The 23233-nt window shown below is 60.7% G+C and carries 19 protein-coding genes; 6 read left to right on the forward strand and 13 right to left on the reverse strand.

Features of this window, described 5'->3' with window-relative positions:
- Positions 1-58 precede the first annotated feature (58 nt).
- Positions 59-847, reverse strand: coding sequence for an SDR family NAD(P)-dependent oxidoreductase (locus BLU76_RS05420; protein WP_063321676.1), 789 nt, complete (start codon positions 845-847; stop codon positions 59-61).
- Between the two features lie 76 nt (positions 848-923).
- On the reverse strand, positions 924-2018 hold the full coding sequence (locus BLU76_RS05425; RefSeq protein ID WP_092221795.1) for an alkene reductase: 1095 nt from the start codon (positions 2016-2018) through the stop codon (positions 924-926).
- Between the two features lie 170 nt (positions 2019-2188).
- On the opposite strand from BLU76_RS05425, the gene BLU76_RS05430 reads away from it, so the two are divergent.
- On the forward strand, positions 2189-2776 hold the full coding sequence (locus tag BLU76_RS05430) for a TetR/AcrR family transcriptional regulator (RefSeq protein WP_063321674.1): 588 nt from the start codon (positions 2189-2191) through the stop codon (positions 2774-2776).
- Between the two features lie 144 nt (positions 2777-2920).
- Here BLU76_RS05430 and BLU76_RS05435 read toward each other — a convergent pair whose 3' ends face one another.
- The 6 genes from BLU76_RS05435 to BLU76_RS05460 all read right to left on the reverse strand — a co-directional run bounded on the left by BLU76_RS05435 (position 2921) and on the right by BLU76_RS05460 (position 9765).
- A complete protein-coding gene (locus tag BLU76_RS05435; RefSeq protein WP_092221797.1) occupies positions 2921-3913 on the reverse strand; it encodes a LacI family DNA-binding transcriptional regulator in 993 nt (330 codons plus the stop codon).
- A 75-nt stretch (positions 3914-3988) separates the two neighbouring features.
- Entirely contained in the window at positions 3989-5491 is a 1503-nt protein-coding gene (locus BLU76_RS05440; RefSeq protein ID WP_092221798.1) for a glycoside hydrolase family 32 protein, read from the reverse strand.
- Positions 5488-6633 carry an ABC transporter ATP-binding protein gene (locus tag BLU76_RS05445; RefSeq protein WP_072339074.1) on the reverse strand — a complete coding sequence of 382 codons (1146 nt, stop codon included), beginning with the start codon at positions 6631-6633 and terminating at the stop codon, positions 5488-5490. The genes BLU76_RS05440 and BLU76_RS05445 overlap by 4 nt, the downstream gene beginning before the upstream one ends.
- Positions 6634-6664: 31 nt before the next feature.
- The gene (locus BLU76_RS05450) at positions 6665-7507 is read right to left on the reverse strand and encodes a carbohydrate ABC transporter permease (protein ID WP_063321670.1); all 843 of its coding nucleotides are present in this window, start codon (positions 7505-7507) and stop codon (positions 6665-6667) included.
- Entirely contained in the window at positions 7504-8469 is a 966-nt protein-coding gene (locus BLU76_RS05455; RefSeq protein WP_063321669.1) for a carbohydrate ABC transporter permease, read from the reverse strand. The genes BLU76_RS05450 and BLU76_RS05455 overlap by 4 nt, the downstream gene beginning before the upstream one ends.
- Positions 8470-8490: 21 nt before the next feature.
- On the reverse strand, positions 8491-9765 hold the full coding sequence (locus tag BLU76_RS05460) for an ABC transporter substrate-binding protein (protein WP_092221800.1): 1275 nt from the start codon (positions 9763-9765) through the stop codon (positions 8491-8493).
- 170 nt (positions 9766-9935) lie between these two features.
- On the opposite strand from BLU76_RS05460, the gene BLU76_RS05465 reads away from it, so the two are divergent.
- From BLU76_RS05465 to treA, 4 genes are all read left to right on the forward strand, one after another.
- Positions 9936-11492: a carbohydrate porin gene (locus BLU76_RS05465; protein WP_063321667.1), complete on the forward strand. Its 1557-nt coding sequence runs from the start codon at positions 9936-9938 to the stop codon at positions 11490-11492.
- A gap of 516 nt (positions 11493-12008) precedes the next feature.
- Positions 12009-12140: a hypothetical protein gene (locus tag BLU76_RS31805; protein WP_256572644.1), complete on the forward strand. Its 132-nt coding sequence runs from the start codon at positions 12009-12011 to the stop codon at positions 12138-12140.
- A gap of 1 nt (position 12141) precedes the next feature.
- Positions 12142-12888 carry a hypothetical protein gene (locus BLU76_RS05470; protein ID WP_092221802.1) on the forward strand — a complete coding sequence of 249 codons (747 nt, stop codon included), beginning with the start codon at positions 12142-12144 and terminating at the stop codon, positions 12886-12888.
- 84 nt (positions 12889-12972) lie between these two features.
- Positions 12973-14601 carry an alpha,alpha-trehalase TreA gene (gene treA / locus BLU76_RS05475; RefSeq protein WP_092222153.1) on the forward strand — a complete coding sequence of 543 codons (1629 nt, stop codon included), beginning with the start codon at positions 12973-12975 and terminating at the stop codon, positions 14599-14601.
- A 91-nt stretch (positions 14602-14692) separates the two neighbouring features.
- Here the strand turns inward: treA and BLU76_RS05480 are convergent, their stop codons facing one another.
- Together BLU76_RS05480 and BLU76_RS05485 are read right to left on the reverse strand one after the other, a co-directional pair.
- Positions 14693-15646: a GGDEF domain-containing protein gene (locus tag BLU76_RS05480; RefSeq protein ID WP_092221804.1), complete on the reverse strand. Its 954-nt coding sequence runs from the start codon at positions 15644-15646 to the stop codon at positions 14693-14695.
- A gap of 3 nt (positions 15647-15649) precedes the next feature.
- Positions 15650-16660, reverse strand: coding sequence for a response regulator (locus BLU76_RS05485; RefSeq protein WP_092142049.1), 1011 nt, complete (start codon positions 16658-16660; stop codon positions 15650-15652).
- Between the two features lie 353 nt (positions 16661-17013).
- Here BLU76_RS05485 and BLU76_RS05490 point away from each other — a divergent pair, with 353 nt between their 5' ends.
- Positions 17014-19386 carry a putative bifunctional diguanylate cyclase/phosphodiesterase gene (locus BLU76_RS05490; RefSeq protein ID WP_092222155.1) on the forward strand — a complete coding sequence of 791 codons (2373 nt, stop codon included), beginning with the start codon at positions 17014-17016 and terminating at the stop codon, positions 19384-19386.
- 8 nt (positions 19387-19394) lie between these two features.
- Here BLU76_RS05490 and BLU76_RS05495 read toward each other — a convergent pair whose 3' ends face one another.
- The 3 genes from BLU76_RS05495 to BLU76_RS05505 form a co-directional block, all read right to left on the reverse strand.
- Complete coding sequence (locus BLU76_RS05495; protein WP_063321661.1) at positions 19395-19832, reverse strand: type 2 periplasmic-binding domain-containing protein; 438 nt, start codon at positions 19830-19832, stop codon at positions 19395-19397.
- An 11-nt stretch (positions 19833-19843) separates the two neighbouring features.
- On the reverse strand, positions 19844-21082 hold the full coding sequence (locus tag BLU76_RS05500; RefSeq protein ID WP_092221806.1) for a porin: 1239 nt from the start codon (positions 21080-21082) through the stop codon (positions 19844-19846).
- Positions 21083-21170: 88 nt separating this feature from the next.
- Positions 21171-23033 carry an ATP-binding protein gene (locus tag BLU76_RS05505; RefSeq protein WP_092221808.1) on the reverse strand — a complete coding sequence of 621 codons (1863 nt, stop codon included), beginning with the start codon at positions 23031-23033 and terminating at the stop codon, positions 21171-21173.
- Positions 23034-23233: the final 200 nt, after the last annotated feature.

The raw sequence follows: 23233 nt of genomic DNA on the forward strand, positions 1-23233 counted from the left end.
GGCCCGGCATCCGGAAATACCGGCGCTGTCCTTTGCGCCGGCACCTGCTAAACGATGATCACGCCGGGTCTTGATAGCGTTCGGCGACATGGGACTGCCGGATTTGCCCGAGCAGGCCTTGACGTGCGGCCTGCAAGGCATCCCAGCGTGCTTCTTCATGCAAGGGCGGGATGGTCACCGGCTCGCGACGATCAAAACCAACCAGTGCGGCATCGACCAGGTCACCGACTTCCATGATTTCATTCAGGGTGTTGATATCGATACCCGCGCGTTCCCAGATCTCAGTGCGGGTGGCCGCTGGCAGGACGGCTTGTACGTAGACGCCTTTCGGAGAGAGTTCCAGGCTGAGTCCCTGGGAGAGAAACAGCACGAACGCCTTGGTCGCGCCGTAGACCGACATACCGAACTCCGGTGCCAGGCCAACGACGGAGCCGATGTTGATGATCGCGCCGTCACCCGCTTCCACCAGGCGTGGGGCGATGGCGCTGGCCAGCCGGACCAGCGCGGTGGTATTGAGCGACACGAGGTGCGCGACACTGTCGGTCGACTGTTCGATGAAGGTCCCGGATTGGGCGGCGCCGGCGTTATTGACCAGGATGCCGATGTTGGCGTCGTCGCGCAGCCGGGCTTCGACGGTTGTCAGGTCGCCGAGCTGGGTCAGGTCGGCCTGGAGAATATCGACGGCAACGTTGTGTTCGCTGCGCAGCTTGGCGGCCAGCGCTTCCAGGCGCGCGCTGTCGCGGGCCACCAGGACGAGATCGTGTCCACGTTGCGCAAAGCGTTGGGCATAGACAGCGCCAATACCGGTGGAGGCGCCTGTGATGAGAACAGTTGTGCGAGTGTCCATGGAGATTCTCTTCTTCAAGGTATCAATGAGCGAGTTGCGCGCTGTTGTTCAGGCGCGCAGTCGGGTCTGGCCAGTGTTACTGCGCGCTGGATTCAGCGAGCGTTGGATAGTCGATGTAGCCCTTCGCACCACCACCGTAGAGGGTAGCGGGATTGAACGCCGACAAAGGCGAACCGGTCCTGAGCCGCTCCACCAGGTCCGGATTGCCGATGAACGGCCGGCCGAAGGCGATCAGGTCAGCCTTGTCTTCGATGAGTCCTGAGGTCGCCAGGTCCAGGTCGTAGCCGTTGTTGGCGATGTAGGTGTTTTTGAAGCGCTGGCGCAAGGCACCGAAGTCGAAGGGCGCAACGTCGCGCGGCCCACCGGTCGCGCCTTCGACCACATGCAGGTACACGATGTCGAGGGTGTTGAGCTGGTCGATCAGGTAGTCGAACTGGGCCTGTGGCGCGCTGCTGGACACACCATTGGCCGGCGAGACCGGCGAGATGCGCAGGCCGGTGCGGCTGGCGCCGACTTCGCCCACCACTGCCGCCGTCACTTCCAGCAGCAGGCGAGCACGATTTTCAATCGAGCTGCCGTAGGCATCGGTGCGCATGTTGGCGCCGTCCTTGATGAACTGGTCCAACAGGTAGCCGTTCGCACCGTGGATCTCTACGCCGTCAAATCCCGCGGCGATGGCGTTCGCCGCCGCCTGGCGAAAATCGTTGACGATCCCGGGCAACTCGCTGATGTCCAGCGCTCGCGGTTCGGAAACGTCTTCGAAACGATTGTTGACGAATACCTTCGTCGCCGGACGCAGAGCAGAGGGGGCCACTGGCGCTGCACCATTCGCTTGCAGGTCGACGTGGGAAACGCGGCCGACATGCCACAGTTGCAGGAAAATCCGCCCGCCTTTGGCATGCACGGCATCGGTGACCGTGCGCCAGCCGTCGATCTGGGCCTGGGTGTAGATCCCGGGGGTGTCCTGATAGCCCTGGCCTTGCTGGGAGATCTGCGACGCCTCGGAGATCAACAGGCCTGCCGACGCTCTCTGGCTGTAGTAAGTGGCAGCGAACTCGCTGGGCACAAAACCTTGCCCCGCACGGTTACGTGTCAGCGGCGCCAGGACCACTCGGTTGGAAAGCGTGAGATCACCCAACGTGTAGGGTGTGAACAGGATCTGGTCGGTCATGACGTCTTGTTTCCGTAGGTTTGGATAAAGGGGAGCGCGTGCAACCTGGCGAGGTGAGCGCGCTTTTCATTAGGATGATGATCGAAATCTAAGCTGTCAACGAATTTGATTATGCTCGACATCTATGTATGATGTGGGCATGAATTTCGAGCTGCACGAGGGAGTGAAAAATGAGGGTGACCAAGGCCCAGGCCCAGGCAAATCGGGAGCACATCGTCGAGACGGCCTCTGTCTTGTTTCGCGAGCGAGGCTTTGACGGCGTGGGTGTGGCGGACCTGATGGCGGCCGCCGGCTTCACCCATGGCGGGTTCTACAAGCATTTCGGCTCCAAGGCCGACCTGATGGCCGAAGCGGCGGCGAATAGCCTTGCGCAGTCGCTGACCGACAATGCAGGCATCGACGTAGCTGGTTTCGTCGATCTTTACGTGTCCAGGGACCACCGTGACGGCCGGGGTAGCGGTTGCACCATGGCGGCACTGTGTGGCGACGCTGCCCGTCAATCGCCCGAGCTGAAGGCTACCTTTGCCAACGGCATCGAAGACATGCTGGCCGCGCTCGAAAGCCGGTACGAGGCCGGGCAAGACGCGCCGCAGGAAGCGATCAGGGCAAAAATGCTCGACATGTTGGCGCATGCCGTCGGTGCGATCGTGTTGTCACGGGCCTGCCCGGACGATTCCGCGCTGGCCGATGAAATCCTCGAGGTGTGCCGCGCCCGGATCATCGCGGCGCTGCCGTCGTCGCCCGCGAAGCAGCCTTAGTGATCAAAATGCTGTTCACTTAAGAAAAACGGTGCGCCCGTGGTGAGGGAGCTTGCTCCCGCTGGGCTGCGAAGCGGCCCTTTTTTGTGAGTGCTTTGCACTCAAGCGGGAGCGAGCTCCCTCGCCACGGGTTTGTCGGCGGTCTTATAGCGACGCCCTGACCACCAGGGGGCAATCCACCGGCTGGGCGCCTGATACCTCGAGGTTCTCGATCAGGTGCCGGGCCGCCTGGCGCCCGATCTCGTAGTACGGCAGTTGTACCGTGGTCAGTGGCGGCATGAACAGTTCGGCGATGCCGATCATGTTGTCATAGCCGAGCACTGCGACATCGTCGGGAATTTTCAGGCCGCGCCCCAGCAACAACTGATAGGCGCAAAAGGCAATGCGGTCGTTGCCGCAGACCAGGATGTCGAATTGCGGACGGCCGTCAACGATATGCCGGTCGAGAATGGCGGCGGTTTCATCATAGGCGTCGTGATCGGAAAGGTCGTACTGCAGGAGTGCTTCAGGTGCCAGCCCGACGGCCTGACAGGCGCGTTTCAGGCCTTGTTGACGCAGGCCCCAGGCAAGACTCTTCCTCGGCAAATTGATACACAGCGGGCGCCGATAGCCTTGGCTCAACGCATGCTGCATGGCTCGATGCTGCCCGGCTTCATCATCCGGCACATAACTGACCAAGTGGCTGTCATCGGCCAGGCAATTGGCGAGCACCAGCGGTTTGCTCTTGAGCCGTTCGGGAATGCTCACCTGGCGCAATCCCATGGCACTGAAGATCAACCCGTCAGGGCGGTGCGACAGCATCAGGTCGATGTTCTGATCGGTGGGCGGGTTGCTCAACAGGTTAAGGATGAAGACGTTCCAGCCTGCCTGCTGCGCGGTCTGTTCGATGGACAGCAGCAACTCAACGGCAAACGGCGTGGTCGCGGTGTCCAGTGCGAACACACCGATGGTGCGCGCCTGCAGGTTGTCGCCGCGCATCCTGCGCGCCGACAGGCTCGGTACGAATTGCAGTTCATCAATGGCGCGACGTACCCGCTGAAGGGTTTCGGGGCTCAGTTTTTCCGGCGTGTTGAGCGCGCGCGAAACCGTCATCAGGGATACGCCGGCCAGCTGTGCAACGTCTTTCACGGAAGTCATGCGAAGTGCGGCCAGTCAGGTTGACGCAGAATCATGACACAGGCCCTGGGCTTCTCGCGACTCGAATGACGGTACTCACAGCCAACCCGAGTCCAGCGGCCACGCCTTGGGAATGGCGACGCGCCCGCCAGTCCCGTTCGCCAATAGTTTCACTCCGAGGCTGTCGGGTCGCGGATAGAGGCGGCTGCTGAAGCTGAAGCGGCCGTTTTCCTCGAACACCTCGATGGACGAGCGATCGAGAAATACCCGCAGGTGCAGTTGTGTTTGCGAAGGCTCGATCGACACGCTGCGCTGACCGCTCACTTGCGCACCCGAGCGGCTGCGATCTAGCACCAGGCGTTGCAGTGACGCGTCGTAATAAAGCAGGGTTTGTTCCTGCTCATTGGCGCTGCAGCGCAAGGCGATGCCCAGGTGGCCTTCGGTGCAGTCGAGCAGATCCAGATGCACATGGATTTCGAGCCTGTCGCCCTTCACTTGCGGCACCCAGCGGCTGCCCGACTCGCCCCACGGCGCGACGCTCGGCAGCGGCGCCTGGCGCAGCGCGGTCAGTTCCCGTGCCGGAAACACGCCAAGGCGATCGCCCTGCAGTTCAAGCTCGCGAGGCAAACCGAGCATGCCGCACCAGTGATGGGCCTGGCTCGGCATCGGGCTTTCCCACATGTCCAGCCAAGCCCACACCAGGCGCCGACCATCGGCGGTCTCCAAGGTTTGCGCAGCATAGAAATCGTGACCGTTATCCAGTTCGATGAACGGCCCGCCGGTGAAGTGCCATTCGCTGTCGAGCCGGCCAATGCGATAACCGGTCTGGTACTTGTTGAGGCGTTCGTAACCTTCGGGTTTCATCCCCTGGGGGGAGTAAAGCAGCACGTCACAGCCGTTGAGGCGAAACAGGTCCGGGCATTCCCACATGTAGCCATCGCCCTCATTGCCACTGGACACGTAGTCGAGGAAGTCCCAGGTGTGCAGGTCGGTGGAGCGGTACAGCGGCAGCAGCGGCTTGTCGCCCAGGCGCGCGCCGGCAATCAGGTACCAATAGCCATCCTCCCGCCAGACCTTGGGGTCGCGAAAGTGCATGATCGTTTCTTGCGGCGCGTTCTCGATGACGGCGCCATGCTTGACGAACCGGATGCCGTCGTCACTGGTGGCCAGGCACTGGACCTGGCGGATAAAGCGTTCGTCGCCCACTTCTCCCAGCCAGGTGTGTCCGGTGTAGATCAGCGCCAAGGTGTCGCCACACACCACCGCGCTACCGGAAAAACAGCCGTGGCGGTCGAAGTCATCGCCTGGCGCCAGGGCGAGGGGCAGATGCTGCCAATGGACCAGGTCGGTGCTCTTGGCGTGCCCCCAATACATCGGACCCCATTTGGCATCGAAAGGGTGGTGTTGGTAGAACACGTGATACTCGCCACGGAAAAACACCACCCCGTTAGGGTCGTTCATCCAGCCTGCGACAGGCGCCAGATGATAGGCCGGTCGATAATCGCCGATGAGACGAGACTGACCTTCACTCAGCGCCTGCTGCGCATGTTCAAGGGGGGAGGGCATGGGGGCGTTCATGGCATTCACAGACACAGTCATAGGGCGCCTGCTTTTGGCGAGCGCTGCGGGACGTCCTCCGGGAGGACTTCAATAACAGCAGGATGGCGTCTCAAGGCCGTGCCATCCGCGTCGAACAGATGCACGCTGCCGAACGCCAGTTGCAGTTCAACCCGATCGCCCACTCGCCATCCGGCGTTGACTTCGCAGCGACAGATCAACGGTTCATCCTCGCCTGACTCCAGGTGCACGTAGGTTTCGCTGCCCAGGTATTCGACCCCGACCACGCCGACCCCGGCGCTGCCTTGCGCCGCTTTGAGCGACATGTGTTCCGGGCGAATCCCCAGGGTCAGCGGACTGCCCGCCGCCAGGTGGGCGCTGTCGAAGGGAAGGGGCGTCATGCCCAATAAAGGGCTGTCGATCTGGCTGGTTTCACCTGGGGAGTGCAGGCGCGCCGGCAGAAAGTTCATCTTGGGCGAACCGAGGAAACCGGCGACAAAGCGGCTGGCCGGGTGCTCATAGAGTTCGCGTGGCGAGCCGACCTGCTCGATGCGGCCGCCATTGAGCACGACAATCTTGTCGGCCAGGGTCATCGCTTCAACCTGGTCGTGGGTCACGTAGATCATGGTCGAGCCCAGTCGCCCATGCAGCCGAGCGATTTCGTTGCGCATCTGCACGCGCAGGGAGGCGTCGAGGTTGGACAGTGGCTCGTCGAACAACAGGATGTCCGGTTCCCGCGCCATGGCCCGGCCCATGGCCACTCGCTGGCGCTGTCCACCCGACAGTTCCCGTGGCTTGCGCTGCAGCAGTTTATCCAACTGCAGGATTTGCGCGGTTTTCAGCACTCGCTCGCGCAGGCTGGCCTTTTCGGTCTTGGCCAGTTTGAGGCCAAAGCTGATGTTGTCGTAGACGCTCATGTGCGGGTACAGCGCATAGGACTGGAACACCATGCCGACGCCACGCTCGCGCGGTTCCAGGTCATTGACCCGGCGTCCGTCGATCAGCAGGTCGCCGTCACAGATCGAATCCAGCCCGGCGATCAGCCGCAGCAAGGTCGACTTTCCGCAGCCCGAAGGGCCGACGAAAACCACGAATTCACCCGCCGAGATTTCCAGGCTGACGTCGCGAAGAATGCGTGCGCCGCCCAATTGTTTGTTCACGTTGTCCAGCTTCAACTTGATCACGATGCTGTTCCTTTCTTGTCTGTGTTGGGCCTCAACCCTTTAACGCACCGGCAGTGAGGCCGGAAACGATGCGGCGCTGGAAGATCAGCACCAGAATCACCAATGGGACCGTGACCAGCACCGACGCCGCCATCAACAAGCCCCAAGGCAATTCATGAGGGCTGCCGCCGGAAATCAGCGCGATGGCGACCGGGACCGTGCGTTGCGAGTCGGTCAGGGTGAAGGTCAGGGCAAACAGGAACTCGTTCCAGGCGGCGATGAAGGCCAGAAGCCCCGTAGTGACCAGTGCCGGCCAGAGCAGCGGCAACAGCACGCGGGTCAGCGTGACCCAGGGTGACGCACCGTCCATGATCGCGGCCTCTTCCAGCTCATGAGGCAGTTGTCCCATAAAGGTGGTCAGCACCCAGACGGTGAAGGGCAAAGTGAAGATCGTGTAGCTCAGGATCAACGCCCAGGACGTGTTGTACAGGCCCAGGGCACGTATCACTTCGAACAATCCCGACAGCACCGCGACTTGTGGAAACATCGAGACGCCCAGGACCATCATCAACACCACGCCGCGTCCGCGAAACTTCACCCGGCCCAGGGCATAGGCGGCGGTCAGGCTGAGGAGCAACGCCAGCGCGACCACGCACAGCGCAACCACCAGCGAGTTGCCGATGGCCCGCAGGAACGAGGCCTGGCCCAGCACGGCGGCATAGTTGGAAAAGTCGGGGTTATCGATCCAGTAGCTCACCTGGAACAAGGCGCTGGACGGCTTCAGCGACGTCACGATGGCGTAGTAGAACGGAAAGACCGCGTACAGCAGCAAGATCCCGATCAGGCACCAGAACCCGGCGCGCAGCAGGGCTTTTTTCAGCAGGCGCGGGCTCATGAACGAACCTCCAGCTGACGGCGTCCGAGGTACAGGTACGCCATGGCGATTACCGCCACGACCAGAAACAGCAAGGTCGAAGCGGCGCTGCCGTAACCGACGTCCTGGAATTCCACCAGGTGCTGACGGGCATAGACCGACATGCTCATGGTGCTCGATGAGTTCGAGGTCAGCACATAGATGACATCGAACACCCGCAAGGAATCGAGGATGCGAAAGATCGCCGCCACCAGCAATGCCGGCATCAGCAGTGGCAGGGTGACCCACCAGAACACTTTCACCGGGTGAATGCCATCGACCCTGGCGGCTTCGTAGCAGTCGCTGGGCAACATCTGCAAGGCTGCCAACATCAGCAGCGTGACGAAAGGCACGGTCTTCCAGACGTCGACGATGATCACTGCCCACATCGACAGGTCCGCGTCGGCTGTCCAGGCCAGTGGCGCATCGATCAGGCCGAGGCCGAGCATCAGGTGATTGATGATGCCGAACTGGTCGTTGAGCATCCATGACCAGATTTTCGCCGAGACGATGGTCGGGATTGCCCAGGGGATCAGGATCAACGCCCGCACCAGCGCGCGTCCAGTGAACTTGACGTTCAGCAGCAACGCCACCATCAGCCCCAGTACGATTTCCAATCCCACTGACACCACGGTGAAATGCAGGGTGTTGCGCACCGCGTTCCACCACTGCGGATCGACCAGGATGCCGGACCAGCCCGCGCTGCTGTGAAACAGATAATTGCTCAAGCCGACAAAGGTTGCATCGCCCGTGTCGGCCAGGCTGGCGTCGGTCAGGCTGAACCAGAATGTGCGCAGCAGCGGCCAGGCCGCCACCAGGGCCAGGCATAGCAACATCGGGCTCAGGAACAGCCAGGCGGCGCGAACGCGACGGCGTTGTACCGGCGTTTCCCGATTGAGCAGGTACTCGTCGTCGCCGGGGGCGAGTGTAGTGGAGACAGACATGGTGATTTCCTTCCTTGTGGCTTACCAGTTCCGGCGTTTGATGCGCGTGAGTTCGCTTTCCAGTTCGGCCAACGCCTGATCGACCGGCCGTTCGTCTGCCAGCACGCCGTGCACTTGATCGAAGAAAGCATTGGAGACCCGTGGATAGCGGTCGGCGGTGATTGAAGCAGGGCGCATGACCCCATCATTGAGGATGCTGCGCAGTTGGCTGTAGTACGGCATGGCCGCGAGCAAATCGGGATCCTGGTATAGCGACTCGATCACCGGGTTGTAGGCACCCACCAGGGCGCGGTGTTTCTGTTGTTGGGCGCTGCTCAGGTAGCTCACCAGTTCTGCGGCGAGCTTGGGGTTGGCGCTGTAGCGCGACACCGCCAGGCCCCAGCCGCCGAGGGTGGACGCATGGGTGCCCGTCTCGCCGCCGCGGGGCAGGGGAGCGACGCCGACCTTGTCCTTCACGACGCTGTCCTGGCTTTGCACCAGGGCCCAGACATAAGGCCAGTTACGCATGAACAACGCATTGCCCGACTGGAAGACGCCGCGTCCTTCTTCCTCGGTGTAATTGAGTACGCCACGCGGGGAGATGTCTCCCACCCAGCTTTTGGCCAGGGTCAATGCGACCCTTGAGGCCTGGCTGTTGACCACGATGTCGCCTTGCTGATTGACCAGCCCGCCTTGCGGCTGGCTGCTGATCCATTCCAGTGCGTTACACGTCAGGCCTTCGTAGGCGCGCCCTTGGAATACATAACCCCAGGCATTGGCGTTCCCGGCATCGCGTTCGGCCTGCTGGACAGCCCTGGCAGTCGTGGTCATTTCTTCCCAGGTCTGGGGCACGGGCTTGTTGTACTTCTCGAGCAGGTCCTTGCGGTAATACAGCAGCCCCGAGTCCGTGAACCACGGCATGGTCACCAGGCGCCCGTTCACCGTAGCGTTGTCCACCTGGGCCTGGAAGTAACCCTGGGTCGCGTTGGCAGGAAGCACTTCGCGCAGGTCCATCAAGTGCTTGGCCAACATTCCCGGCCATACCATGTCGATCTGGATGATGTCGATGTCGCTGGATTGCGCACTGAGGATCTGTTGGTAGAACGACAACCGCTCGGTCGCCGAGTTAGGCGTGGAAACCACTTCGACGCTGTTGCCGGTCTGCTTCGACCACGCCTCGACGGCCTCCTTGCACAGTTGCAATTCAGCACCCACGGCACCGCAGGAAATCGTCAGGCTGGCGGCTGTGGAGAGGGATGGAAATCCGACGCACAGGCCGAGCAGCGCCGCTGGAAGGATCGATTTGAGCTGTTTCATAAAGCCCTCTTTATTTTTGTTTTTAGAAAAGTTAACGTTAACATCGCCAAATGTAGCAGTGTATTTGCGATGAGGCATCCTTTTTTTCCTTTGGTTTGACAATTCAGAACCTGGGTGAAAAAGGCCGGTCGCGGCAACAGAACAATAAAAACAAAACAGGGAAAATCCACATGCAGAAAGCATCAAGCTGGCTACTCGCAGGCGTGCTCGGCGCCGCGGCGACCACGTCTCAGGCCGCGACTCTGGAAGAGCGCATGGCCGCTTTCGAGGCCCGTGCCAGCGCAGCGGAAAAACGCGCAGCCGCCGCCGAACAGCAAACCCAGGCACTCGCCAGGGAGTTGCAGCAACTCAAACTCGCCACGCCCGCTGTGCAACCGGTGGCGTCCGCCGCTACGGTCCCCACGCTCGACGCTCGCCTGGCAAAGCTCGAAGCCAGCCAGCAAAGCACGCAGAAACAGGGCAGTGGCGCACACCTTACCGACGGCTTCAGCTTCAAGGGCTACGCCCGCTCCGGGCTGCTGATCAATGATGGATTGGGCGGTGGTCGTGGCGGTCCTTACACCACTCCGGCCGGTTCTGTGGGTGGCGCGGTCGGGCGACTCGGCAACGAAGACGACACCTACATGCGCATCGACCTGTCGAAAGAGCAGTACGCGCAGAACGGCACCCACTCCAAGTTCACGGTTTCCATCGCCGATGGTGTGGAGAGCTCCAACGACTGGACCGCCGACGAAAGCAACCTGAACGTGCGCCAGGTGTTTACCGAACTCGATCACCTCGCGGCATTCAAGGGCAACTCGATGTTCGAAAACTCCACCCTGTGGGCCGGCAAGCGCTTCGACAGGGACAATTTCGACATCCACTGGCTGGACTCCGACGTTATCTATCTGGCCGGCACCGGTGGCGGTATCTACGATATACAGATGAACAAGAACTGGCGCTCGAACTACTCATTGATCGGTCGCAACTACGGCGATTTCAGCGAGGGCGGCGTCAATGCCGATGTGGAAAGCTACATCCTGACGTCCAACCAGTTTTTCGACGGCGGGCAATGGCAGTGGATGTTCAACGCCATCGGCTCGAAGAAAAACGACTTTGCTACCCGCACCAACGAAGCGGGGCTGACGCCGGCCGATTCCGGCTTGCACAGCATGATCGCCAATCACCAGAAAAACTTTTTCGGCCGCGAAGGCTTCTTCAAGACGGCGCTGCTCTATGGGCAGGGGTTGGGGGCCGAGGTCAAGAACGTTGGCTCGGACGGCGAACTGATCGACGACGCCCGCGCGGTGCGCCTGGCGCTGTACGGCGAAACGCCCTTGGCGTCCGACTGGCGCATTGGCCCGAGCCTGCTGGCTGAGCAAAGCAAGGACCGCTACGTCAAGGGCGACGATTACCGTTGGATGACCCTGAACGTGCGGTTGGCCAATGAAATCAACAGCAATTTCGAGATGGCCTACGAGATGAGCTGGCAAACCATGAAGCTGGACCCCAAGGGCTACCTGCAACGCAATGCGGTTGACGGCAACTTCTGGAAATTCACGGTCGCCCCGACCTTCAAGCCCGACCTGGGCGATCTGCTCACGCGTCCTGAGCTGCGCCTGTTCGCCAGCGTCATGAACTGGTCGTCGGACCTGGACAGGTACAGCACCACGGACTCCTTCGGCAAGACTGACTTCAACGCCGGCGGTGTCTGGCAGTACGGCATCCAGATGGAAACCTGGTTCTGATGCCAGTCAGTTGAAACGTGTGGAGCAAGCCCGCTCCCACAGGTCATGCGGTTCACTCAGGAAAAACGATGGACCTGTGGCGAGGGAGCTTGCTCCCGCTCGGCTGCGAAGCAGTCGTGAACCGGCGGGTGCGGTGTGTCTGATGCTCCGCATTCGGCAGGTTCTGGGGCCGCTTCGCGACCCAGCGGGAGCAAGCTCCCTCGCCACACAAGCCAAACCGCTGGTTTTGATCATTCCCACCACTGCGTGGGAATGACCGATTTCCCACAGATGCACTGAGTGCATTTCAGTGACCGACAGGGTGGACGGCTGCTTGGGCCTGTCATGACCGAATGCGGGTCGCCTTTGCTGGATCTACAACCGACGGGTTGCTTTTGGAAGGACTGGGGCTACTGTACTTAGGATCAACCTGCCGGACCCGGGGCCGGTTGATTCGCCCAGCCAGCGCTCGGGTGCTGGGCCTGGTTCGTAGAGGCAACGTGATTTTCGTGTCCACCGCACCGCCAAGGAGGCGCCATGTCATTTCTTTACCATGTGACGAACAAGGCTAACCTGGCGAATATCAGCGCTGCCGGCCTGGCCCCCGCCGCCAAACGAAAGGCTTCCACGGCCCAGGCATTTGGTGCCAACTCAAAAGAACCGGATTGAGATGCGCGAACACAATCGCCTTGCACGCTTCAAGATGCTCCTCAAGGACCTGGCGGTGGCAGGTTATTCACCGCGCACGATCCTTTTCAATGAGCGAGCGGCAACGGCGAGGGTGCAGATCGCTTTTTCCAACAAGGATTTTGCCGTCGTAGACGATATTCCCTATGTCGAGCAGGTCGGTGTCTATCCGCCCATTCCCGCAAAAAAAGGCGTTGTTGCGGCCGACGCGGACCTCAAAGAGATTCTGGCAAGGTACGTCGAGAAGCTGCGCAGCGCCTCGGCACCGTTGGACGAGGACTTGTTCGACGAGCGACAGGCCAAGGCCCATAGGGCGAAGAATTCCTTTTACGGCAAAGCAGTCCAAGAGATCGATAGGCTGGATCTGTCGTTGCACCACCAGCATTTTCTCAGCGAACTGGCCTATGCCTATGAAGAGCTGGTGGCCGACGACGAACAGGAAGTCACCCGTCACCGCGTATACCTGTTCCCTGAGAAGCATCTCAAGAGTCAGTACAGCACTTACGCCAAGCATATCGTCAGTGGTCAGTACGAGAACCTGGCGATATTGCGGGTGGATTCGGCGAATGTTTCCAATCCGATGTTCGATGCGGCGCAGGGCAACGGCGCGACAACGAAAGAAATCATCCAGGCCATCCACATCAACTATGTGGTCGGTGTTCCCTTGGCCTCGGTGCAGGATGGCAGTGTCTTCAACGGACAATGGAATGAGTTGAGTCAATACGAGTGAGGCTATCGAAGATTTTTTACTGAACCCGGGTCTATCCGGTCATGTCACTCGTTTGTCAGGAACGACAACATGATGGAGCAGCCGATGCGACCTCTGTACTTCACCAGCCTTTCCTTTGCCGCGCTGCTGTGCGTAGCGTGTTCAAGCCAGCCGCCCGCGACATGGAGCTATGCAGACGCTCAAGGACGGGCCAATCTCCCTCCCGACCAAACCTACCCCGAACTCTTTGAAGCGGTGCAACGCGAGCAGGTGTTCACCGACCAGAAGCATTTCGTGGACGCACTGCCCAACCGTGACCCGGCGCAGATCCGCGCCGATTACCTGGACCGACGCAACCGGGATGGTTTCGATATCAAGGCTTTTGTGAAAGACAACTTCATCGAATCCGGCGAAGTCGAAAGCCCGGCTCCCAAGCCCGGCGCTCCGATCAAGGAACATATCGACAGCCTTTGGCCGGTACTGAGTCGATCCTACCGCCAGGTGCCGGCCTACAGCAGTTTGTTGCCCCTGCCGCAGCCCTATGTGGTGCCCGGCGGACGCTTTCGCGAGATGTATTACTGGGATTCGTATTTCACTATGTTGGGACTTGAGCAGAGCGGTGATGAGGCCCAGGTCCGGCAGATGACCGACAACTTTGCCTACATGATCGACACCTACGGCCACATTCCCAACGGCAATCGCAGCTACTACTTGAGCCGTTCGCAGCCTCCATTCTTCGCTTACATGGTGGAGTTGCAGGCGCGTATCGAAGGTGACCAGGCCTATGGACGATACCTGCCGCAGTTGCAGAAGGAGTATGCCTATTGGATGGAGGGCGCCCAGTCACTCAAGCCCGGTTCGGCCGCGCGACACGTGGTCAAACTCGCCGATGGCAGTGTGCTCAACCGCTATTGGGATGCCAGCCCGACGCCTCGACAGGAGTCCTGGTTACAAGATGTCAGCACCGCCGAGCGAGCGCCGGACCGGCCCAAGGAAGAGGTCTGGCGTGACCTGCGCGCCGGCGCTGAAAGCGGTTGGGACTTCAGCTCGCGCTGGTTGGACGACGGCCAGAACCTGGCGAGCATACGCACCACGGCCATCGTGCCCGTGGACCTCAATAGCCTGATTTATCATCTCGAAAACACCATCGCCAAAGCTTGCGAGACGGTGCAGAACATCCCCTGTGTCCAGGCTTACGGCCGGCGCGCCGAGCTGCGCCAGCGTGCCATCGAGAAGCATTTGTGGAATGCCGACAAAGGTTTCTACGTGGACTACGACTGGCAACGCAACCAGCCACGCCAGCAGCTCACGGCCGCGACGCTTTTCCCGCTGTATACGGGGCTGGCGTCTGTCGAGCATGCCAATCGCACCGCCGATGCGGTACGTGACGGCCTGTTGCGCCCCGGCGGCATCGCCACCACCCAGGTCCGTAATGGCCAGCAGTGGGACGAACCCAATGGCTGGGCACCGTTGCAATGGGTCGCGGTGGAGGGGCTGGACCGATACCAGCAAACCGCCCTGGCGCAGCAAATTGGCAGCCGCTTCTTGCAGCAGGTCGAGAACCTTTACCGCAAGGAAAACAAGCTGGTGGAGAAATACGATCTGTCCGGGCGCGGTGACGGCGGGGGAGGCGGTGAATATGAACTGCAGGACGGCTTCGGCTGGACAAATGGGGTGACGCTCAAACTGCTGGGTAAATATGGCGCGACTTCCCCAACCCTAGTGGGTAAGTGAACGCCGTACACCTCCCTGTGGGAGCGAGCTCCCACAGGGGATGTGTGGTTGGCATCAAGTGTCACGATCACTCGGAAAAAATGTGGGATGTCTATTCATGCACCGTCACCCGATTGCGTCCGGTCTTCTTCGACGTATACAGCGCCTGGTCCGCCCTGGCGATCAGGTCGGCGTGGTCGTTCGAGGGCTGGCTCAGGTCGGCCACGCCCAGGCTGATGGTGAAACGGATGGTCTGGTCGTTGTACACCACCTCCAGCGCCTCCACTGAGTGCCGCATGCGTTCGGCGAACGCGTGTGCGCCGCTGCTGTCGGTATCCGAAAGCACCACGCCAAACTCTTCACCGCCATATCGCCCGACCACATCGGAGTCGCGCGCATGTTCGCGCAACAGCCTGGCGACTTGCTCGATGACCTTGTCGCCGGCCTGGTGACCATAGGTGTCGTTGACCCGCTTGAAGTGATCGATATCGAGCATCACCAGGCTCAACGCATGGCCGTAGCGCTGGTGCCGGGCGTAGGCGGCTTTCAGGTTGCTTTCCCAATGACCGCGGTTGTAGAGCCCCGTCAGCCGATCGGTGCTGGAGAGTAGCTGCAGCTGCGCGTTGGCGGCCTGGAGCTGATGCCGGTTGGTGGCGACGTCGGTGACGTCATAGATCACCAGGCAGATGTGCTTGATGGTGTTGTCAGGCGAGCGCAGCGGCAGCAGCGTGGTGTTCTGGTACATGAACGCTTCCTGGCCGGTGATCGGCTGGTAGCTCTTGAACCGAATCAGGTACGGGCGCTGCTCCCAGACCGTGAACGCTGGCGTGCCCAGGGTCGCGACACTTTCCACCTTGCGGCTGAACCATTGGCGATCGATTTCAGGGAACAGGCTGAAAAAATGCTGATTGTGGGCATCCTTGGGCTGCACCCCCGAGCGGTTCTCCATGAAGGTGTTCCAGACCTGCACACGGTACTCTCGGTCGAGCACCACGACACCGACGTCGATGCTCTGAACGATGGCCAGCAACCAGTGAAACTCGTTCAGATCGATGGAATCGTTCATGGCTCAGCTCATCAGATAGGCGAGTTTGTGGGTCAACCGTTCGATGGAGTCTTCCGTGAACAGCAGCAACAGATCGAAGCGAATATCGTGCCCTTCCAGGCTGTAGCTGATTTCCACTGCCAGGGTCTTTTTCCAGTGCATGCGGTTGCCCTGGATCAGTTCCTCGATGGCCGCGTGCTGGCCGAGAATCTGCGGATGGCCCTGGGAAAACACCACATCGATCTGCTCGGCAATGCTGCTGAGACACGCGCCGATCAAGACGCTGGAAAGGTCCAGCAACATTTCCAGGTCCGAATAATCGGCGCTCTCGCGCTGCATCAATTGCGCGATGTCGGCGATTTCCGAGTCATGGAATATCAGCAGGGCCTCGCCGGCGATGCCGCTGCCGATGAAACCTTGGCAGATGGCCGTGAGTTGCTGGGAGCTGCCGACGTCGTTGAGCGCCATATGCAGTTCCCCGACCTCGAGGATGTTCACGTTCGGCACCGGCAACTGCACAAAGACCCCCAATACCTTGGCGATCAGGGCCGCCGCCCGGCCTATGGCCACGTTGACCGTCTCGCGGAACACATCGTGAAAACCGATGGCCGTGTTCGTGGCCGAACGATTCTGCAACGGCACCTGGTCGGATCGGGTCAGTAGCCCCACCCGGGTGAGGGTCTGGCGCAGTTCGTTTTCGTCGAAAGGTTTTTTCAGGAACGCCAGCGCGCCCAGCTCAAGCACGCGGCGCACCGCCTCGTCCTGGACGTCACCGGAAATCACGATGACTTGCGCCTTCAAGCCCTCTGCGCGCAATGCGCTCAACACCTGGTAGCCATCCATCTCCGGCATGGTCAGGTCGAGCAGCACCACTTGCCCCAGGCCTTGGCGTATGGCGTCCATCGCCTGGCACCCGTTGACCGCCTCGGTGACCGAAACCGGCCAGTCTGCAGGCAGCGCGCGCAACACCTGTTTGCGCGCCATGTTGGAGTCGTCACACACAACCAGGGGAATCAACGGCACAGGGGCATCCATTGGCGTTCAATGACAGGGTAGGTCCTACGTACATCATTCATAGGCTGGCAGGGGCCCTTGATTAACGAACAGGATTTATCGGGCATTGCGTCCTGCATGAAAGACTTGCAGGGCACTGTTGCATTAAAAACTGGACCAATAAGTCAGGGGAGTCAACTGCACTTCGTCATTACAACCAGTGCAAAGCCACGGTCGGCGTGCCGATTGGCATTGGCAGGCACAGTTTGTGGTCTATAGTTTTGTGCAGGTCCGGAATCCTTCAGTGCCGGCGGCCAGGAACCATGGACGCCTCGCAGCATTGCCGCGTCGGATATCCGCAGGCCGTCAGCAGTGAACAATGCAGGGAGCACACCATGGCGATCCAACGGGCGAGTGTACTGACGTCGGCCCAGGATGTTGCCCCTCGTGAAAACCCCTTGTCCGATGCGACGGGCGATCTGTTTCGGCGCCGCTTCGATCAGGTCAAGGAAGCCTACATTCTGTTCCCGCTGTTGGCGGCTCTCCTGCTGTCGGTCATCTGGGCGGGCACCCTGTACCTGATCAAGGTCGAACAGACCCGCGCGCAGCGGGGCATCGCCGAGGCGAGCCTGGAAATCGGCGCCACCTACGAAGCGCAGATCCTACGGGCGGTGCGTGAAATCGACCAGACCCTCAAACTCGTCAAGTACACCTACGAGTCCGAGCGCGAGACAAACCCGCTGCCCAAGCTCAAGGCACGCGCCTTGCTGCCTTCACCTTATTTGTTTGATGTCAGCGTGGTGGATGCCAGGGGGCTGGTCGTGGCCAGTACCCAATCGAGTGAGGTCGGAAACCAGATTGCCAAGGATGAGCTGCAAACGGTGGGGCGTGACACTGCACTGTCGATCAGCCGCCCGTGGAAAAGCCCGGCGACGGGGGAGTGGAAGCTACGTTTCAGCCGGCGGCTCGACACGGGGGATGGCGCATTCGCCGGGATTGCCATGGTTGAAGTCGATGCGGCCTATTTCGTCAGCAGTTATGACACCTCGAAGCTTGGCAATCAGGGCTTGCTCGGCCTGCTGGGCATCGACGGCGTCTTTCGGGCACGGCGTAGCGGGGAAGCGATATCGGCCGGCAATGAGGTCGATTACGCCGCCGTGGTACCGGACACCGAAAACACTGACGCCGTACGCTTGATCAACGGGACGGACGGCGTGCGGCGCTACACCAGCGCCCGTCAGCTCTACGATTTTCCGCTGGCGGTGATCGTCGGGTTGTCCGAAGAAGAACAACTGGCCACAGTGACGCGGCAAGCGCACACCTACCTCTGGCGCACGGCCGGCGGCAGCCTGTTGCTGGTGTTGTTGGCGGGGCTGCTCGCCCGGATGAGCTGGCAGCTGGTGCAAAGCCGTCTGCGCGCAGGCGAGGCGAAAATTGCCTACGCCGAAAATGTCGAGTATCTGGCTTATCACGACGGGCTTACGGCGTTGCCCAATCGCAGTTTGTTCAGCAAGCTGTTGAGCCAGAGCATCGGTGAGGCAAGTCGTTATCATCGGCAACTGGCAGTGCTGTTCCTTGACCTCGATCGCTTCAAACAAGTCAACGATACGCTTGGGCACGATGCCGGCGATCAATTGCTCAAGGAGGTGGCGCTGCGACTCAAGGCGTGTCTGCGCACCAGCGATACGGTGGCTCGATTGGGCGGCGACGAATTCGTGATCCTGCTGCCAGAGCTGTCCGATGACAAGGACGTGGCAACCACTGCCCAGAAAATCCTTGGGGCCATTGCCCGGCCTTTCAACCTCCAGGGCCAGGAGTTCCGGGTGACCGCCAGCGTCGGCATCAGCGTTTTCCCACAGGATGGCCTGGACGAGCAGACCCTCAAGAAAAACGCCGATATCGCGATGTACCAGGCCAAGCAGTGCGGCAAGAACAATTTCCAGTTCTACTCCGCGAAGCTGAACGCGGACTCACTGGAGCGGATGACGCTGGAGCTGAGCTTGCGCCACGCCCTGGAGCGCCACGAGTTCCAGCTTCACTACCAGGCCAAGCGAGATATTGGCAGTGGCCGCATTACCGGCATGGAAGCGCTGCTGCGCTGGAATCACCCGGACCTGGGTATCGTGGCACCGATGCAATTCATCCCGGTAGCGGAAGAGACCGGTTTGATCGTGCCGATCGGCAAGTGGGTGCTCAAGACCGCCTGCCAGCAAAACGTGGCCTGGCAGCAACAGGGATTACCATGCCTGGGGGTCGCCGTGAATCTCACGGCACGGCAGTTTGCCGATGAGAACCTGCTCACGGACCTGGCTGGGATATTGGCCGAAACCGGTATGGATGCACGTCTGCTGGAGCTGGAGATCGCCGAGAGCCTGCTCATGCAGGACGTCAAGAGAGCGTTGAACGTGTTGACCGGGCTCAAGCGCCTGCAGGTCCGCATCGCCATCGATGATTTCGGCATTGGCTATTCTTCGCTCTCTGCCCTCGAACAGTTTCCGCTGGATGTCATCAAGATTGACCGCTCGTGTATCTGCGATACCAGCAGCGTGTCGGAAGACAAAGCCCTGACCGAGGCCATTATTGCCATGGGCCGGACCCTCAGCCTGACCGTGGTGGCCCAGGGCGTGGAAACCAAGGAGCAGGCCGATTTCCTGCGCGACAATGCCTGCGACGAATTCCAGGGGTTCTACTTCAACAAACCGGTGCCCGCCGATCAGTTCAAGGTGTTGCTGCAAGCCCAGGCGGCTGGCACGGATCTCGATACCTGAGGCCGCGCTTATTGCGGGTCAAGCGGCAGTGCCCTGACGCTGCCGTCTACCTCCTGAGCATCGATATAGCCAATGGTGCCGGGGTTCTCTGCAACACGCTTCTTGACCTCCGCACTGCTTGAAACAGCCTGGGGCGGTTGGCCTCTGCCGGTAAAGATGATTTTCGACCAGTGCGCCTTGAGCTGGGAGGCGGATTTGCTCGTGAACGTTGTGTAGAACTCGTCGCGGGTCGGCGAATCTTCCGTCAGGTCAATGGGCGTTGCCTGTCCTCCGTCGGGGAAACGACTGGTCTTGCCCAGGAATATATCCGCCACCTGATTGCGCGCGAGCGTCTTCACCGGGCTGGACGCGGCGACCACCACCACCACCTCGGCCTTGACGGCAGCGCTGGCGGCGCACAGGGCGAGCCCCGCCATGGCGAATCCGATGAGTCTCACAACCCACATGGCCTGCTCCATCAGAAGACAAAATCAACAGCCAGGCTGATGACGTTGAGCGAACCCCCCGACGTGAAGTCCGGTTGGGGGTTGATCAACGGACCGACCGAGTTGCCCTTGAAACGTGTGTGATCGAATTGCACTTTGGCGTCCATGTTCTTGGTGAAGTCCCAGCGCACGCCCAAGGAAAGGGTCTGCTGGCCTTCGTTTGAGCCCAGGATGCTGTTGAGCGCACCGTTGAGTTCGGCGGCCGTGCCCGCCAGGGCCGGCGGCAAGGCCGATAGCGTCAGGCCCGGGCTGGAGACTTCTGTTTCGGTTCTGGAGCGCGCGTAGGTGACATAGGGGGTGAACGCTGCGATGCGGTACCCGCCGCTGATGTACCAGGCGCTGGTCCTGCCCAGGCCGGAACGGCTGTCCAGACGCCCCCATTCACTCATGACGAACCAGTCGCCCGGATCATAGCTGGCACCCAAGCCGATAAAGTCGACGGGGGTGTCATCGGAATCGTAGCGATCGGCGATGGCGACGCCTTCCGGACCGAACGCCCTGAAGGTATCGAAGAGTGAATTGAACGGCTCCAGGGTCAGGTCGGCCTTCATGTAGGTGATGCGTGTGGTGAGGACGCCAAGCTCGGTGGTGTTGGTGACCCCCCAGAGATTTCTCGTCAGCGCCTTGCCGGTCCCGTCGGAGTCGCGGCTGTCGGTCTGGCCGTAGTGGGCGTGCACCGTGTTGGTGATTTCATCGACTCGAAACCGGTAGCTGCCATCGATGCCGTCGCTGCTGGAAATCGGCATCAGGCTGTAGACCTCCATGGGCGCTCGCACCCAATGCAGGGTATAGCCCACTTTTCGAGTGTCGGAGACCAGGAGCGACGGCAACACGGTACGGCCAATGCGTGCGTTGAAGTCCGGCGTGAACTGGTACTTGATGTTGGCCCACTCGACAAAGGGTCGGTAACTGTTGTCGTAGCGCTGCTCGGAAATGACCTGCACCACAGCTGACAGCTGCGGGGTGAACGTGGCGGTCAGCTGGGCACCGATCAGGCTGTCGACGTCGGCGCTCCAGTTGCGCGAATGCCCCGCGCCGTTGGGCTTGAAGATACTGGACGTGAAGTCGGCTTTTTTCTCGCTGGAGTGAACGATCCCCACCGTGCCGAAGCTGCTCAACGAGAACATCGACGTATCGGCTGTATCGGCGCTGGAGCCGCCGGCATACAGCGTCATGACGGCCAGGGCCAGTGTATTGGGTCTTGTCGCCATAGGGTCAACGTGACCTCGTTGCATGGAGCGCCATTCGTCTGTTCCTTGTAACGTTGGCTGAAACTGCGTGAAACCACCGAAGCGTAGCCTAGATCGCCAATTTGAGCGTAAAGGTCGCCCCTGTTCCCGGGCCATCGCTGTGGGCTTCCAGTGAACCGCCCATCTCCATGGCCGCCAGGACGCAGCTGTGCAGACCAAAACCATGACCGTCCTTGCGCGTGGTAAAGCCATGGGCAAATATTCGCGTCAGGTTCTCGGGCGCGATGCCTTCGCCATTGTCGATGACCTTGATCACCAGGGTGTCTCCTTGGTGCATCTCACTCTGAAGGATGATTTGATGAGCAAGCTCAGGCTTGTCATCCATCGCCCTGCTGGCGTTTTTTATCAAGTTGACCAGGATCAGCAGCACCCGGTGCTTGTCCAACAGCAACAAGGGCGTTTCGGCAAATTTTCGTACCACGGTTATCTGGCGCGCCGCGATGATGCCGGCGTTCATGCGCAAGGCATCCTCGATCAGTTCCTTTATCTGCACGGTTTCGGCAATGGTAGAGGTGCCCGCATACGATTGCTGGGCGGAAACGATTTCCTTGATGTGGTCAACGCTTTTAGTCAGCTGGCCAAGTTCCTCGGCCATGCTCTGTTGCTCGATCGCAAGCGCGTCTACCAGTTGGTTCAGGTAGCCGGGCAGCAGCTTGCCTTTTTCGTCGTGGGAGATGAAGTCGCCGAGGTCCTCGGCATGCTCGTTCATCATTTGCACCGCTTTGCCGAGCCCCAAGGCCTTGCTGGTACGCAGCTTGCGGGTGACCAGGTCGGCGGAGATATTCACGCTGTTGAGCACATTGCCCACGTTGTGCAAGACGTTGGTGGCGATTTCGGCCATGCCGGCTTGACGGGCGGCCGCGGCCAGTTGCGTCTGGGCTTCGGCGGCGCGCAAACGGCTCTGCGCCAGTTGCCAGCTCATCCGGGCGAGCAGGCTCACCAACAACACCAGCACCAGGCTGCCGCCTGCGGCGCGCCAGAGATAGGTGCGCGCTTGCTGGTTCACTGCGGCCAGTTGCTCTTGCTCGGACAAGCCCACAATCACCGCCAACGGAAAGTCGTAGAGCTGGCGGGCACTGGTGTAGCGCCGCACCCCGTCCCATCCGTTGACCGAGAGCACGGTCTCGGTGTTTTCGGCGTCCGGCACCACGGCGCTGTAATTGACCGTATCGCCGGCCAGTACCGTTTCCCCGGTGCGCCGTACGCGGAAGATGCCGTCGGTGCCAAGCAGCCCGAGCGCACCCTGGTCGCCGAGTTTCGAGGCGTCGTAGCTGCTGACAAAATAGGCCGCATCGACCTCGACCCTGGCGATCCCGGAAAGCCCGCCATCCTTCGCGTCGAGTCGCCGGCTGAAACGCAGGCGCCATTCTCCGGTGACAGGGCTTTTCCACGGGTGGCTGATGGACAGTGAGTCGCTATGGCGCAGCGTTTGCTGCTCATCAGGGTCGGCGATATTTTCCCGCTCGTTGACCCGCGTGCTTGCCACGAGCCTGCCGTCCGGGCTGACCACACTGACGTCGAACACCAAGGCCGGCGGCAACAAGGCCCGCTCCTGGAGACGGCGCAAGGGATTAGGCTCACCTTCAGCTTCGTAGGTGTATTTGACCAGTTTGAGGGTTTGATCGATTTCGTGAATGGCGCGCAACATTTGCGCTTCGTAGGTGGCGCCCATCTCCAGGCTTGCCGTCGCGGCGCTCTGCTGCGCGCGGGCATGTTCAACCTTGATCAGGTACAGGGTCGCGGTCCAGATGGCCAGCAACAGCAACGCGGCCAGCATCGGAAACAGAATGTAGGCTTCCTTGGCCTGGTCGATGCCAAACCGAAATACGCCGGCCTCGGTATCGCCATCAATCTCTGCATGATGGGCAGGGCCAGGGGCCAACCTCAGTGTCTCGGGCCGCTGGTTCGGCATAGTGTGCTCCCTGCATTTCACTATTGAAGGCGGGTGGTTATCCGACGCGGTTTATGGCTCGAGAGGATGTTGCTCCAGGTTGCACGAGCGAAAATATTTCGGATTTGCTAGGAACTATAGACCACAAACCGTACCTGCCAGTGCGCGGTGATACGGTCCGATAGCCTTGATTCCCCAGGCCTATGCCGAAATCCTGGTTA

The organism is Pseudomonas sp. NFACC08-1 (assembly GCF_900106735.1).
In the GTDB taxonomy this organism is placed as follows: Bacteria; Pseudomonadota; Gammaproteobacteria; order Pseudomonadales; family Pseudomonadaceae; genus Aquipseudomonas; species Aquipseudomonas fluorescens_Q.